The organism is Thioalkalivibrio sp. ALMg11 (assembly GCF_000377905.1).
Classification (GTDB): Bacteria; Pseudomonadota; Gammaproteobacteria; order Ectothiorhodospirales; family Ectothiorhodospiraceae; genus Thioalkalivibrio.
This window is the reverse complement of sequence record NZ_KB898872.1, coordinates 463,013-477,503: the sequence shown is the minus strand read 5'-3', so window position 1 is coordinate 477,503 and position 14,491 is coordinate 463,013. Positions and strand designations below refer to the sequence as shown.

Sequence of the window (14,491 nt, the reverse complement as noted above, 5' to 3'; positions counted from 1 at the left end):
CAGACGAGTGGTTGCCGGTGCGAGAAACTTTCCGTTGCTTGTCAGTGGAAGCCGATTGGCGGCTTCCACCCATGTCCCACCACAGCAACGGGAAATAACCATGAATACACCAGGAACTAGCGACCACTCCACTACAGATCGCATCTCTGAGCGCGCGCACGAGACCGTAGATCAGGCCGCCAGGGGCGCGGGAAAGGCCGAAGAACGGATCCGCCGAGAGGCAGCGAGTGCGGAGGACAAAGCCAAGGAGGCCGGGGCGAAGGTCAAGGAGCACTCCGAAGAGGCCCTGCAATCGGTCAGTGGCTTCGTGCGGGAAAATCCTTTGCTTTCCCTGGGTCTCGCATTCGCCGCGGGGACCTTGGTGTCTGCTTTACGACGCCGTTGATCGTGTTCCGTGGCAACCAGCTAAGGAAGGAGGCCGCGCACTTGCGCGGCCAAATTGATCATGGTTCCGGGCTTGTTCGCCGGAGGGTCGGCCGCTTGCTGCACCGGGCACGGGCCTTGGCCCGCCGGCCTGTTGTGCTGGCCATTGCCTTTGGGTGTGGCTTGTTGGCCGGTCGCCTGGATGTGCCCGGCATCAAATATACCTATGGGATCCTGGCAGGCCAGGTGAAACTCTGGCGGATTGCCTCCAGTCTGATCGGCTTGCCGCTCCGCTGACCCCGACTCATTTCTCGGGGGGCTGCGGCTCTGCTTCCGCGGGTTGCTGCTCTGCAGCGTCAACGAGCGATCGCGCCTGGACGAGCAAGCTGTTAACGCTAGCCCGGCTTTCACGGAACGTGAGGTCCCGGGTAATGTGCCGCAGACGCCAGAAGGCCAGGGCCGCCAGCACCAGGTGTGTCAGCGTGACCGTCAGCAGCGCGCCCGTCAGGCTGAAGGCCTGAAGGCTGGCCAGGGCGACCACCAGCGTCGCCCCGGCAAACAGCCAGCCGCCGACCAACAGAAGCGCGATCATCACGGTGAGCCCGATCATCATCAGCACCGTGTGTCCGAACAGCCGCGCCTCCACCGCCAGAAGGCGAACGATGTCCGCCGCCAGGGTCTTCAGGATTTGCGTGATGTCCTGGCTGCGGTCGCGACCGCCGTCCTCGTCCTGGGTGGGATCCGTTTCTTTCATGGTCGTGCGTTCTCCCGGCTGCTCAGTGCGTGCTTCAGGCTGGTCTTGATCTCGCCCCAGATGGCCACAAAGAACGCAGTCAAAGGAATCGCGAGTACCATCCCGATAATACCGTTCAGGGCTGTCCCCCAGAAGAACAGGGAAATAATGACGAGTGCGGGGTGCAGGCCAGAGCGGTTGGACATGATTTTCGGCGTCAGCCACCAGCTTTCGATCAGTTGTACCACCGCGAACGCCAGTGCTGTCAGCATCAATAACTCAATGCCGCCTTCCGGCTGAAGATAGGCCAAGGGAAGGATCACCAATAGCCCGATCAGGGTGCCCAGGAAGGGAACGATATTCAGAAGCCCGAGCACGAGCCCGGCAAGCAAGCCGTACTGCAGGCCGATTAGTGTAAAGCTGAGCGAGTACAGGGCTCCCATGATCATCGCAATCATCAGTTGGCCCTGAAAGAAGGCGGTGATATATCCCACGAACACATCCATGAAATACAACACTTTCTTCTGGGTGCGCTCTTCGAAGATGGATAACAGTTCGGATGCTTTTCCCCGAAGCAAGTCACCGGAGAGTAGGGCGAAGAAGAGGAATAGAGGCACAAAACTGATAGCTGCCAATATCCCCAAATAGGACATAACGGTCGTTCCGGTGCCTTCCAGAGAAGACTTGGACTCCTCCCCATTGCCGCCTTCCAGGCGTTCCTCAATCATGGAGGTGATTTCCGGAAAGTAAAATGTAACATGATCCTGCCAGCGCGCCAGTGCATCGGGTAAAGCGGTCAACAACTGGACGATCTGCTCGGTCAGGGTGGGGACAAAAAAGAACATCAGGCCGCCGACCCCAAGAAAAAAGATCGCCATCAACAGCATGATGGCCAGCCATCGGGGTAAGCGAAGCCGGTTCTCGAGAAAATCCACCACAGGATAAAGCACTAGCGCGAGGATACCTGCGACGGCAAGCGACAGGAGGAGGTTGTAGAACGTGCTCAGTATCCAGCCTAATGCCCACGCAACAATTGCGATCAGCGCGGCCAGCGCCACCAAGGACAGCAACACCGCCGTATAGCGGAACAAGCGAAGCTGAACCGCGTTGAACAATCGTTTATCCGGGACTAACCCGGCCCGGTCCTGAGCAGCCTTCCTGCCCCCGCCATCGAGGGGTTCCTCCGAGTCGTGGGGCATTGCGGGCGCCTGGGTTAGGCCCTTGCCGATTTGCCGAAGAAAAACAAGCCAACACCGGCCACCGAGGATGCTGCCCCAAGGATCAGAAACCACATGGTCGAGTCAGTGAAGCTCCCGGTAACCGCCTCGGTCACCTGATCACCCAGGCTTTGGGATGAACGATACGCAAAGAACAGCAGGATCAGACCGACAATAATCAGAACCACGGCCAGAATTTTGTTTAGCGCCAGACTGTCACTCGTTGCCATTTTTAATTGCCTTTTTGAATAGTGGGGATTGGCTCCGTAGTCGGGGCTGGTGCGCGACGGCGATTCGCAAGACAGGAATTTAATATGTCTCGCGATGCATCGGCCGCGTCGGAATGGTCGACCGGGGCGCGCTGTAATGATCGCATCTCGCGTCTTCAGCCTTCGGAGTGATCCCGGGCGTAGTAAGAGTCGCCGGATAAATGCCACGTAAAGTCGGCCATATTCGGCCTTTGATCCTTGGTGAACCCCGGTGCCCTCCTTAACCGATCAAGATTGACGTCAAGCATGAATCGCTTGTGTTCCTTGTCGTGCTTCAAGGCCGTCCGCGCGATAGCGAATAACCGATCACCCATACCCAGAAAGCCGCCTGATGTCAGGACCACGTAACGTATTTTTCCCCCGCTCGTATCCAGCATCACGTCGAGAATGTCGCCCAGCTTTTCTTCCCGCATATTGCAGACTTCGTCGCCGGTGATTGTCTTTGCGCTCAACAGCGTGGGCCCGTCATGCGCATCTTCGGGAGCGTTCTCGCCGATTCTCGAGAATGCGGCGGCACCGATCATTTCGTTTTCTTCTTGGCGTCGCTCTTGACGTCTCCGTAGGTTTCTTGAGCCTTGCCGGCATGCTTTTCGGCTTTACCCTTGACCTCGGTGCTCTTGTCGCCGGTAGCCTTGCCAGCAACTTCCTTTACCTTCCCTTTTGCTTCTTTTCCTTGACCTTTCGCTTGATCCTTGTTCATAAGACAATCTCCAGTTAGCGGTACCACTCGGGGGCTGCCGCTTCCACGGATTCAGGTAGAGGCAGCTTGAGGCTTCCAAGCTAGTGCAAGCCCGGGGTTGGGTCTGTGCGCTGCCCAACATATGCGCAACCCCTGGCCGGCCTCAGCAAGAGGAGCCCGGGTGCTCGACGCTGGAGCTGAAGTGGGATCGTGACCGGGGGCTGGAAGTGGGGCGCAGGGCACATTCGAGGGCTTTGTCACGAGCAGGGCGTGTTTCGATCAAGAGGCATGCTGTCCGATGGAATAGATCGCTGGATCAGAGCTGGGATTTGATCGGTAGAAGAATCTTCTCGGAGAGCTTTGCCCGCAGCGGGCGGTTATTCCAGTGGTCAAGGGAATACCGCTCTGCGGCCAACAGGTCCGTCTCGAACACCGCGGTCATATCGCTGGCGAATCCGCGGTTGTAGATGTTCAGACTCGCTTCGTCGTTGAGCCGAAGCGATCGCATGTCGAAATTGGTCGAGCCGACCGAGACAAACTCGGTATCGATGACCAGGAGCTTGGTATGCAGCATGGTCGGCTGATAGACGTGGATCTCGACCCCCGCACGCAGCAGCTCGCCCCAGTCGGCCTTGGAGGCGATCTTGACGGTAAGCGCATCGATGTGTGGCCCGGGCAACAGGATACGGACGCGGACGTCGCGACCGCGCGCAGCCACCAAGGCTTCGATCAACAGCTTGTCGGGCACAAAATAGGACGCGGCCAGGTCGATCGTCGCCTCGGCCGCCGCGATGGCAAGCAGGTACATCAGATGCATGCTCTCGCTCCCGCCGGATGGCGACGCGATAAACACGTGCGCGTCCATCTCGCCCTGCTCCCGCAGGGCCGGGAAGTAGCTCGGGCCGTTTCGCACCTCGCCGGTGCTCTTGATCCAGTTGTCGTTGAAGGCTGCCTGCAACTGCGCCACTACGGGCCCCTCAATCCGAAAGTGCGTATCACGCCATTGCTCGGGATCCCCTCCATCGCCAGTCCACTGATCCGCGATGCCGACCCCGCCGGTAAAGCCAATACGACCATCGACCACCAGAAGCTTGCGATGGGTCCGGTTGTTCATGCGGCCAAGGTTGTACCAGTTCAAAGGCCGATATCGATGCAGCTGCACCCCGGCGGCCTGCATGGAATCCAGCAGCGACTGGTCCATCTTGGCGCTGCCGACCCAGTCGATGATGACACTCACCTGCACGCCCTCGCGCGCACGCTCGGAAAGGGCTTGCGAGAACTCTGCGCCAATCTCGCCTGACCAGTAGATGAACGTCTCGAAGGTGATTGAGGTTTCTGCCGAGCGAATGGCCAGCAACATTGCCGGGAAAATCTCGTTGCCGTTTTGCAGCGCGGTCACTTGATTGCCGCGCACGATGGCGGGGCCCAGCATGACGGACATCTCGCGCCGAAATTGCGGGTCGGAGACCGCGTAGCGATGTTCGATCTTGCGGTCGACCACCTCCCCGGATGTCGAGAAGTTTTGCAACAGCACCAGGGTCAGGGTGGTGGCCAGCACAGTGATGCCAATAACCCAGAGCATCGATCGTCGGCTCCCAGCCAGAGACATTGCAGAGGCACTCCAATCGGGTGTAGCGGCCAGGCATTGATCAGTGGCTCCCTGGCGCTAGCGCTCAAAGCGCCACGGAGGGGTGCACCTACATGGTCGGTCGACGATGCGAGGGGTGATCGAGCTCAAGTGGTCACCATGCGAACGGCCCAAGCCTGATGGTGCGACGTCTGGAGACGCCGGTCCGTGCGAAACCGCACGAAGCGCGTGCAGGGGGGGGCATCCCGGTGGCGCGAAGGCCACGGATGGAAGGAGTGACGTTCGATGATCAGTGTTTCCCTAGCGAGCGGGAAGTGGCAGTCAGGCGCCGTTCTCGGCTACCGCACCTTCCCCGGCGAGCGCAGGTGTCTCCGGAAAGCGAGGTGCCTACCTCCCCGGATCAGCGTCTCCAGAAACACCCATCCAGCGCGAACCGCTTTTTTTGGCTTGATACATGGCCTTGTCGGCGGCTTCTAGCAGAGCGACCGGAGAGGACGCGTCCGTGGGGTAGAGCGAGACGCCAATGCTCACGGAAATTTTGACAGCGGTTTGTCCGATCTCGATGGGCCTGGCGAGTTCATGAATAATTGTATCGGCCACACGCTCAACATCCTTGATCTGCTTGACGCCCGTCACCAGGACGGTAAATTCGTCGCCGCCCAGGCGGCTAACCGTATCCTCCTCCCGGACACAATTCGTGAGGCGTTCAGCGACCTCTGACAGTAAACGGTCGCCCGCTTCATGCCCAAACGAGTCGTTGATCTCCTTGAAGCCATCAAGGTCCATAAAAAGGACCGCAAGTGACTGTCCGTTGCGTTTCGCATGGTTGACGCCCTGTTTCAGGCGATCAAGAAAAAGACGTCGATTCGGAAGCCCGGTTAACTGGTCATGATGGGCGTGGTGCCATATTTTTTCTTCGGCGACCGCTTGTTTTGTAATGTCCCGCGAGGTGCAGACAATCGCTTCGGTGTTGCGATGCTCGTCGAGTACGGGCGCAAGCACGTACTCGAATCGATCACCCTGGCCAGATGGAAACGTGTGGACAAACTTCCCTCGCTGTGTGCATTGGTCAGCAACGACTTTATCGATGCTGTGCTGGAAGGCCGGGGCGAACGGGAATCCGAGGTCAAAGCTGGATTTTCCGATGATTGCCTCGGGCGCGAGAGCGAAAAGCTTGGCTGTGGCCTTGTTTGCGTAAACAAACCGCCCTGCGGGGTCCAGCACATAAATTGGGTCAGGCGATGCGACTAGAATGGCGCCGAACAGTCGGGTTTCCATCTCCTTGACGGTCGCATATTGTTCCAGCGATTCGGCGACGGCCTGGTCTATCGCTTCATGAAACCGGGTGAGATCTTCAAGCTGTTGGCCAGCGATCGTTGGGAAATCTTTCGTCCAGTGTGAGACCACGCTCGCGCGCAGGGCGCGAAATTCGGAAACGGTCTCAATGACGCTGAAGCCGCTGGTCTGGCGATCACCGCCGTGTACTTCTGCCCAGGACTCGTCCCCCGTCTTCGGTTCGCAGCCTTTCGATTTGTCGGCCTGTTCGGACTCGCTCTGGTGGGACTCGAGGTCGTCGGCAATCGTAAGCAGCATGTCCCTGGCGTGGTCGCGCAGGCTGGTCGTCCCCATCTGGCTGGCATGAAGAAGGGTCCCGGCAAATTCTTCCCAGTCCTGAAGAATTGGCTCCATTTCTGTCCTGATAAATTCAGCGAGACGCATAGGGGTATTCATTTTAGGGGCTGGCTATAATAACAAAAGGGGGTGATAGGACAGTTCGTGTTAAATGACGTTCGTCGAACTTTTACAGTTATGCCATTGCTTCGGATTATATTCCCCCGAAAGTGTGATCTAGAGCGCGTTTTAAATGACGAGTTTCGGACTTTTGTTAGGGCGATTCTTTTCGTTTTAGTGGATTCCACGGGATCGCCTGTTAACCAGCGTCACTCTAACCGCGCAAAGGAAAAAAGATCGGTCAGTGGGTGTGGGCGGCGTTCGATCTGCGCGCGCAGCAAACCTGCGCCGATCATGCTGTAGGTGATGCCGTTTCCGCCGTAGGCCAGGGCGAACAGCACGCGCGGCCCGTGCTGGGCGTGGGGTCCGAAAAACGGCAGCCCGTCGGCGGTTTCGGCGAAGGTGCCTGCCCAGGCGAACGCCGGTTGCGCCTGAATGTGAGGGAGTAAGCGCGCGACCTTGCGCTGCAGGATGGCCGCCTTGCGGTCGACCAGGCGATCCCGGCGCGCCGGGATGTCGCGGTCGTCATCTTCGCCACCCACCAAGAGGCGTCCGTCCCCGGTGCTGCGCAGATAGAGATACGGCCGCGAGGACTCCCACAACAGGGTGCCGGCCAGCCAGCCCAGTTCGGCACGATCGACGGGATCGCTGATGTACGCGTAGCTGCTTCGGTTCTGCGCCACGCGCTGGCGCAACCAGCATTGCGCCTCGTAGCCACTGGCAATCACCGCGTGCTTCGCCCTGATCGACACGCCACTGTCGGTGGTGAGGTGTACCGAACGTGCGGTGGACGTGATCGATTTAACCTCCGTGCGATCGAAGATGCGCGTTCCTTTTTGTTGCATCCTGCGCAGGAGTCGCGAGGCGAGGCGGTAGGGATCAACCCGCGCGGCCACCGAACTGAGGATGGCGGCTGGGGAAGTCAGCCCGTATTGATCCTTGAGTGCGGAGCGGCCCAGCCAGCGAACCGGAAAGCTGTGCTGGCGCCGCCAGGCAAACTCGTCGGTCAAGCGCGCGTGATCAGCGCGATTGCTGGCGTAGTACAGGCTTTTACAGGTCGCGAAATCGACGTCGCCGACCGCTTGAGCTAGCGTGCCGACGTCGTGGACTGCGGCCAGGCAGGCTTGATACGCCAGCAGCGCCGAGGCCTGGTCGTAGCGTTTGGCGAGATCGGTTGCGTGGGTGTCGATTTCATACTGGAGCAAGGCGGTGCTGGCCGCGGTGCTGCCCCAGCAGACGTCGCGCTGATCGAGCACGACGACATCGTGACCGTGGCCAGCCAGCTCATCCGCGATCAGTGCGCCGGTGATGCCCGCGCCCACCACCGCCACGTCGCAATTCAGGTCGGCATCGAGCCGCGGGAACGCGTACATCAGGCCATTCTTGACCGCCCAGTACGGATATCCGCTTTTCAAATCCACCCGGCGACTCCTGACGAATCACGTCTGGTGTGTGTGGTCGGTAGAGTCACCCGGCGGCGGCGGCGGCGGCCGCGTCGCTGCGCGGCCATACCGTGTGCGAATCCGCGCCCGTGTTACGTCACTCACGGTCGACCTCGGCCTTTGGCTCAAGCCGCTGGCGATCGCGAGACAGCATGCCGCTGGCGTCCGCCAGAGCCAGTACCATCTCCATCTGAGAGTTGACCTCCGCGACGACCGCGAACGCCCCGTGTTCCTCGGCGGCCTTGCGGATCCGTTCGAGCATGTGCATCAGGTGCCGGGCCGTTTCCGGGTCGCGGGCGGCGGGCTCGCGCAGTCGTTCGATGCACAGCTGGATGAGGTCGACCGTGTCCCATCCGAACTCGTCGTAGATACAGCGGCCATCCTTGTCCTTGTCGTGCAGCCGCGGCAGCCCGCGCTCGACGATCTCCACGAGTACCGCTTCGAGGTGGACCAGCACCTCGTGGGCGGTCGCGGTGTCCGTGTGGGCCTGCAGCGCGAACGTCCCGACGTCGACCAGCTGGCTCACGGCGAATGCGAGGTCCATGTCAGGGCTGCGGGTGCGGGCGAGGGTGATCGCTTCGGCCACGCTGTCGAGGTTGGCCTCGGCGTGGGAGACGAGCGCGACCGGGCAGCGGGGGGTGACAAACTCGCCGACCCGGCAGCGTAGATGTACAACCCCGCCGGCCGGCAGCGCCTTGCGCATCCGGTCGATCTCGATGGCGGTAACCCATCCGGTCCCCGGGGCCAGGACCGTCCGCGCTTCGGACGCGGACGGTGGCACCTCGGTGATCTCGACCCGCGCCTCGGTGTAGCGATCGAGCACCTTGAGGGTGTCATCGGCGAGGCGGGCGACCAGTTCGGGCAGCGACAGACTGCGCGTGGCGTGCTGGATCGCCAGCAGCACGCCCGCCATCGCGGCAAGCGCGATGATCACCGCCAGCACCGTACTCACAAGGGGGGCGGGTGCCTGTTCGTCGGTGGGCATTCTTACCAGGATGACCAGGACGGCCACGACGCCCGCCGAATTGAACGCGAGCAGATTGCGCTGGAAGCGGTCGTCCAGAAAGGTCAGCAGCGTCCGGGGCGAGAAGTGCGCGGCCATCAGGCCCACCACGACGGTGCGCATCCAAAGGCCGAACACCGCGACCGTGATCAGGCCACCGGTCACTGACCCCAGCAGGACTCGTGCGCTACCCACGGTGCCTAGCTCGACGGGCGGAGGCCACAGCCATGCGGCGTCCACGGCCAACGCCGCCAGGCCCACGCCCAGGCCGCCCACCATCGCCATGCCCATCGCTACCGTGATTTCGCCCAGGCGGAGGGTAGCCCAGCGGGGCCGGGGCCTGCCGCGGTTCGTCTCCCCCATGCTGTCACCTCCAAGTGGTGACCGAGTGGCGTGTGGAGGCCCCCTCGGTGACTCCTGACGAATCAGTTCTGGCGGATGTTCCCCGCAGAGTCACCGGGCGGGACCGTCGTGTCGGTGCGTTGCCACACTGATCGGCGCACCACTCTGATCATTTGGACCAGCGAACAGAAGTCCGCGGCAGCCATGTCGGCATGAGCTGGAATGGGGATGCGGTTTCGCCATCGGCCGCGTGGAGTTAAGCGCGACGCCGCACATAAATGGACGTGCCGGCGTGCTATACGGATCGTGTGCCTTGTTGGAGCCATTCAGAATGTCAATGAACCGTGTCGACCAGGATGCCGCGGCGGGCCTCTGGGAAGAATGTGATCCGCCGTGCCTTTCGCTTTACCAACCGACTCATCGGGATCACCCGGACAATGAGCAGGATCCAATACGCTTCAAGAATCTGGTGAAAGCGCTGGAGGACTCGTTGCGACAAAAATTTGCGAGCGACGAGATCCAGCCCTTGCTCGAACCCTTGCTGGCCCTCGCGGACGATCGCGAGTTCTGGAACTGCACCTTCGACGGCCTGGCCGTGTTGCGGGACAGGAACCGGTTTCGGGTCTACAAGCTCCAGCGCCCGGTCCCCGAATTGGCGATTGTGGCGGACAGCTTTCACACCAAGCCCTTGCTGCGCATCCTGCAATCGGCGGATCGATACCAGGTCCTCGCATTGAACCGGAACGAGATGAAGGTGTTCGAAGGGAACCGTGACGCCCTGGACGAGATCACGCCCGCCGATGGCGTGCCGCAGACACTCACCGAGGCACTCGGTGACGAACTCACGGATTCCCGCCAGACGGTCTCGGCCTATGGCGGCAGCGGCGGTGGCCAGGCCCCCATGCACCACGGCCATGGGGGCAGGAAAGCCGAACTGGACGATGACGCGGAGCGATTTTTTCGCGTGGTCGATCGCGCGGTCCTTGAACACCATTCCAAGCCCTCCGGCCTGCCGCTGCTTCTTGCGGCCCTGCCGGAGCACCACCACATGTTTCACGCGCTCAGCCACAACCCTTTCCTGATTTCCGAGAGCCTGGACGTGCATCCGGATGCGCTTGCGTCGAGCGACGACTTTCGCGAGCGGGTATGGCAAACCATCGAGCCTCGCTACCTCGAGCGACTGGCTGGGCTGGTGGATGCCTTCGGCAGTAACAAGGCCAAGGGCCACGGCTCCGACGACCTGGCCGAGGTGGCCCGGGCCGCCGTGGGCGGGCGCGTGGCGACCCTGCTGATCGAAGCGCGCCGGGAAATTCCCGGTCGGGTCGATGCGGCGACCGGCGAGCTTGAGTTCGATGATCTCTCCCACCCCGAAACGGACGACGTGCTCGATGACCTGGGGGCCCTGGTGCTCAAGATGGGAGGCGAGGTGGTCGTGGTGCCGAAGGAACGGATGCCGACCGATACGGGAATCGCCGCAACCTACCGCTACTGAGGCAAGTGACATGCAAATTCAGATCAACACGGATGACAACATCGACCAGTCCGGTGCGCAGCCGGAACAGACCGAAGCCACCATCAGAAACGTCCTGGAGCGCTTTGCGGATCAGGTGACGCGCGTTGAAGTTCACCTCAGCGACGAGAACAGCGACAAGAAATCCGGCAACGCCGACATACGCTGTCTGTTGGAAGTCAGGGTCGAAGGTCTTCAGCCCGTAGCCGTGACCGATGAAGCGGCGACCGTGGGACAGGCGGTCGACGGCGCAGCACGCAAGATGAGGCGTTCCCTGGACAGCACGCTTGGAAAGCGGAAAAACCACTGACGTTGCCTGCCAGCACCTATCGCTGTTGGCTATTCGTGACCCGAACAAAAGCGCATGAAACACACTGCAGATCCTGGCGCTAATGAAGTGGACCTCAAGCCCGTTGCGGACGTGGGCGAGCGCTTTCTGGCGTTGCTGGCTGAGGCTACGTATCCCTGTGTGGGGGCCAAGTCCGCGTTGGCCCGTGGCTCGATCGAAACTCATGAGTTCGGCGCACTAGGGGACCTCGGCAATGACCGGGCGCTCCTGGCTGGTCTTTCTCGATTCGTTGCCCTGATCGAAGCCAGTGCTTGCAACGAGGACATCGTGCACTCTTACGTCGCCATATTCCGAGGACCAGACGATATGAGCGAGCTTCGTTTCGAGTCCTTGATGTGGGCGCAGTTGTGGCGAATCCACAAGCTTGACGTTTTAGCGGGCAATCCTCCCGCCGACGATGTCAGCAGCGACAGTGACAGCCCGCTGTTCAGCCTGAGCATAGCAGGGCATCCATTCTTTGCCATTGGGCTTCACGCGAACGCTTCGCGGCTCGCCAGGCGGTTTTCCAAACCGGTATTAGTGTTTAATTCCCACCGCCAGTTCGAGAAGCTAAGAAAGGACGGACGTTTCAGGAAGATGCAAGCGGCCACCCGGGCACGCGATATCGCGTTGCAAGGATCCCGGAATCCGAATCTGGCAGAGTTTGGAGAAGCGAGTGAGGCCAGGCAGTACAGTGGCCGAGAGGTCGAAGCCGACTGGCAGTGCCCATTTCATTTCAAGGAGAAGCCGTGAACACGGACGTACCGACGGTGAGAATATCGCCTTGCTCCGCGCAGACGGTCGAGCTTGGCCCTGGAGACGAACTGGTGGTTATCGATCCCGAAGGCCAGCAGGTAAGCGATGTGGTCGCATTTGGACACCCGGATCATGGGGAGTATCTGTCTTCAGGCCGTTCTCTTGACTATGCCTCACGCCTTTGGCTCACGACGGGCGACGTACTTTACTCGAACCGTAGCCGGCCAATGTTCACCATCATGGAGGATACCTGTGGCCGACATGACTTCACTTTGACGCCTTGTTCGAAAGACACCTTCAGGATCATATATGGGGAGAGCGAGGGTCGTCCGGGTTGCGAAGGCAATCTGGCGGCGGCACTGGCCCCTTACGACATCGGTGTCGATCAAATTCCCATCGCATTCAATGCGTTTATGCATGTGTCGATCGATGCCGCAACGGGGGAGTTCGGCGTTCTTCCTCCGCTCAGCAAAGCCGGGGATTTCGTTCGCTTGCGAGCCGAGATGCCACTCGTGGTGGCGATGTCCGCATGTTCCGCGGGGCAGTCGAATAATTTCTCCTTCAAGCCAATCGATTTTCAAGTTGTGCGCAGCAATCAACCGTCATGCTCGAATGGCTGACACCGGAATTCGATGGGTCCCTCATGCTCCGTCACCTCCGGGACCTGGTGCTGGCCTACCTGCTCGCGATCCCGAGTGCCTGGGACCGGGAAGTTCGCGATCGCGCTATCGGACTGCGGACGTTCCCGTTGGTCGCCGTTGCCGCCTGTGGCTACGCGCTGATCGGCTTCTCGGTACTGGAGTCGCCCGACGCTCAGGCCCGAATCATGCAGGGCCTGATCACCGGCATTGGGTTCATCGGTGGCGGAGCAATTCTCAAAAGCGGAGGTAGCGTGGAAGGTACCGCCACGGCGGCCAGCCTTTGGGCCACGGGCGCGATCGGCCTGGCAGTCGCGGCTCATCCCCTCGAAATCGCGATCCTCATCAGCCTCGCGACGTTCTTGACGCTGCGCTATCTCAAGCCGCTGATGCATGCATCCGAGAAATCGGAGGAATGACAGGCTGGTTCGATATCGCACGGAATGGTTCTGGGTCGGCTGGATACCGTCTCGGGATGATTCGGATTGCCGTTGTTCTGGCTGTAATTGGCATGGCCCTGCCGGGAGGGGTGATCGCGGCCGAGCCACCGTTCGTCCTGATGCCCCCGGACTCGGAGGAACGCCCGGAGCCCCCGGGTAGTGTCGACATAGTGCCGGCAGCGTCCGACGAGGCCATCGCGGCCCGGCTAGAGCGCATTCTGCTTGCAACGGGCTGGTACGAGCAGCCGGCGGTCACGGTCGATGAAGGGGTTGCATTCCTGTATGGCCAGGTCCGCCGCCAGAACCACCGGCAGTGGGCCGGCGATCTGGCGCGCAGCACCCAGGACGTGGTCGCGGTGGTCAATCATCTCGAATTGATCGAGCCGTCGATCTGGGACCTGAGTCCGGCGCTAAGTGGCTTGAACGAGCTCGGCAGAACAGTGCTCAGAAGCCTGCCTTACGTGCTGTTCAGCCTGTTGCTTCTCGCGCTGGCCTGGTCCCTGGGCGTGCTCGTCACGCGGTTACTGCGCTGGGCCACAAAGACCAGTAAAAAGCACAATCTGCTGAAGGATGTGGTCGCCCGGGGCGGGGGTGTCCTGGTGTTCGTTGCCGGCTTGTACAGCGTGTTTCATGTGGCCGGGTTGACCAACGTCGCGCTGGCTGTTCTGGGTGGTACGGGTCTTGCCGGCATCGCGCTGGGTATCGCCTTTCGGGATATTACCGAGAATTTTCTGGCGAGCATTTTTCTGAGTGCCCAAAACCCCTTCCGGACCGGTGATCTGATCGAGGTCGGGAGTACCCGCGGGTTCGTGCAAAGCATGACGATTCGGGCCACCGTGCTGATGACCCTGGACGGTAACCATGTGCAGGTACCCAACGCGACCATCTACAAGAGCGACATCACCAACTTCTCGGCAAACCCCAATGATCGAATGGAGTTTGGCGTCATGATCGGTCTCAACGACTCCATCACCCACACCCAGGAGATTGGCCTGGCGGTGCTCGCGGGTCACCCGGCGGTCCTGGAGAACCCCGAGCCATGGGTTGTCGCCGAGGAGATTCGTAATGCGGCCGTGCTGATCAAACTATCGTTCTGGTTTGATTCACGAAAAACCAATGGCCAGCAGTTGCGCTCGGCCCTGATTCGGCTGACCAAGCGCGCGCTGCTGGAGGCCGGCATGACGATTCAGGTCGAACAACGTCAGTACGTGGAACCGATTGCGGTCGGTCCCGCGGAAGAATCGGCGGAGGCCATGACCGTGTCCGAAGCCGAGACCCGCCCGGAAGGCGAAGTCATTCGCAACCAGGCCGCGCTCGCGCCGATGCCGGAAAAGGGAGAAAACCTGCTCGACCAATGATCCTGTTGACCCGCAATCGACGGGTCGCGGCGTTTCTTGCCACTCCGTTTGTTGCCGCACAGAGCGTTCTCGTCCCCCGTGTTATCGATGCCAG

The 14,491-nt window shown here is 60.8% G+C and carries 16 protein-coding genes; 7 read left to right on the top strand and 9 right to left on the bottom strand.

Going from position 1 to position 14,491, the window contains the following annotated elements:
• The first annotated feature begins 100 nt into the window (after window positions 1-100).
• A complete protein-coding gene (locus tag D578_RS0104930; RefSeq protein ID WP_018948863.1) occupies window positions 101-385 on the top strand; it encodes a YqjD family protein in 285 nt (94 codons plus the stop codon).
• A 282-nt stretch (window positions 386-667) separates the two neighbouring features.
• Here the strand turns inward: D578_RS0104930 and D578_RS0104920 are convergent, their stop codons facing one another.
• The 9 genes from D578_RS0104920 to D578_RS0104880 all read right to left on the bottom strand — a co-directional run bounded on the left by D578_RS0104920 (window position 668) and on the right by D578_RS0104880 (window position 9,388).
• Window positions 668-1,117, bottom strand: a complete 450-nt coding sequence (locus D578_RS0104920) for a phage holin family protein (protein WP_018948861.1) — start codon at window positions 1,115-1,117, stop codon at window positions 668-670.
• Entirely contained in the window at window positions 1,114-2,295 is a 1,182-nt protein-coding gene (locus D578_RS0104915; protein WP_018948860.1) for an AI-2E family transporter, read from the bottom strand. The genes D578_RS0104920 and D578_RS0104915 overlap by 4 nt, the downstream gene beginning before the upstream one ends.
• Before the next feature lie 14 nt (window positions 2,296-2,309).
• Window positions 2,310-2,543: a DUF3185 family protein gene (locus tag D578_RS0104910; protein ID WP_018948859.1), complete on the bottom strand. Its 234-nt coding sequence runs from the start codon at window positions 2,541-2,543 to the stop codon at window positions 2,310-2,312.
• 155 nt (window positions 2,544-2,698) lie between these two features.
• The gene (locus D578_RS0104905; RefSeq protein WP_018948858.1) at window positions 2,699-3,106 is read right to left on the bottom strand and encodes a PRC-barrel domain-containing protein; all 408 of its coding nucleotides are present in this window, start codon (window positions 3,104-3,106) and stop codon (window positions 2,699-2,701) included.
• Window positions 3,103-3,282: a CsbD family protein gene (locus D578_RS0104900; protein ID WP_018948857.1), complete on the bottom strand. Its 180-nt coding sequence runs from the start codon at window positions 3,280-3,282 to the stop codon at window positions 3,103-3,105. The genes D578_RS0104905 and D578_RS0104900 overlap by 4 nt, the downstream gene beginning before the upstream one ends.
• Before the next feature lie 295 nt (window positions 3,283-3,577).
• The gene (locus tag D578_RS0104895; RefSeq protein WP_231364068.1) at window positions 3,578-4,870 is read right to left on the bottom strand and encodes a phosphatidylserine/phosphatidylglycerophosphate/cardiolipin synthase family protein; all 1,293 of its coding nucleotides are present in this window, start codon (window positions 4,868-4,870) and stop codon (window positions 3,578-3,580) included.
• Between the two features lie 366 nt (window positions 4,871-5,236).
• Entirely contained in the window at window positions 5,237-6,568 is a 1,332-nt protein-coding gene (locus D578_RS0104890) for a GGDEF domain-containing protein (protein ID WP_018948855.1), read from the bottom strand.
• A 221-nt stretch (window positions 6,569-6,789) separates the two neighbouring features.
• Window positions 6,790-8,001 carry an FAD-binding oxidoreductase gene (locus D578_RS0104885; RefSeq protein ID WP_018948854.1) on the bottom strand — a complete coding sequence of 404 codons (1,212 nt, stop codon included), beginning with the start codon at window positions 7,999-8,001 and terminating at the stop codon, window positions 6,790-6,792.
• Between the two features lie 118 nt (window positions 8,002-8,119).
• Window positions 8,120-9,388: a DUF2254 family protein gene (locus tag D578_RS0104880; protein WP_026289179.1), complete on the bottom strand. Its 1,269-nt coding sequence runs from the start codon at window positions 9,386-9,388 to the stop codon at window positions 8,120-8,122.
• Between the two features lie 316 nt (window positions 9,389-9,704).
• On the opposite strand from D578_RS0104880, the gene D578_RS0104875 reads away from it, so the two are divergent.
• From D578_RS0104875 to D578_RS0104850, 6 genes are all read left to right on the top strand, one after another.
• The gene (locus tag D578_RS0104875) at window positions 9,705-10,859 is read left to right on the top strand and encodes a hypothetical protein (protein ID WP_018948852.1); all 1,155 of its coding nucleotides are present in this window, start codon (window positions 9,705-9,707) and stop codon (window positions 10,857-10,859) included.
• A 10-nt stretch (window positions 10,860-10,869) separates the two neighbouring features.
• The gene (locus D578_RS0104870; protein WP_018167959.1) at window positions 10,870-11,187 is read left to right on the top strand and encodes an HPF/RaiA family ribosome-associated protein; all 318 of its coding nucleotides are present in this window, start codon (window positions 10,870-10,872) and stop codon (window positions 11,185-11,187) included.
• A gap of 54 nt (window positions 11,188-11,241) precedes the next feature.
• Entirely contained in the window at window positions 11,242-11,958 is a 717-nt protein-coding gene (gene gntA / locus D578_RS0104865; RefSeq protein WP_018948851.1) for a guanitoxin biosynthesis heme-dependent pre-guanitoxin N-hydroxylase GntA, read from the top strand.
• Complete coding sequence (locus D578_RS0104860; RefSeq protein ID WP_018948850.1) at window positions 11,955-12,581, top strand: DUF1989 domain-containing protein; 627 nt, start codon at window positions 11,955-11,957, stop codon at window positions 12,579-12,581. Before gntA ends, D578_RS0104860 begins: the two co-directional genes overlap by 4 nt.
• Window positions 12,566-13,018, top strand: coding sequence for an MgtC/SapB family protein (locus D578_RS0104855; RefSeq protein ID WP_018948849.1), 453 nt, complete (start codon window positions 12,566-12,568; stop codon window positions 13,016-13,018). The genes D578_RS0104860 and D578_RS0104855 overlap by 16 nt, the downstream gene beginning before the upstream one ends.
• 92 nt (window positions 13,019-13,110) lie before the next feature.
• Window positions 13,111-14,397, top strand: coding sequence for a mechanosensitive ion channel family protein (locus tag D578_RS0104850; RefSeq protein WP_026289177.1), 1,287 nt, complete (start codon window positions 13,111-13,113; stop codon window positions 14,395-14,397).
• Window positions 14,398-14,491 lie beyond the last annotated feature (94 nt).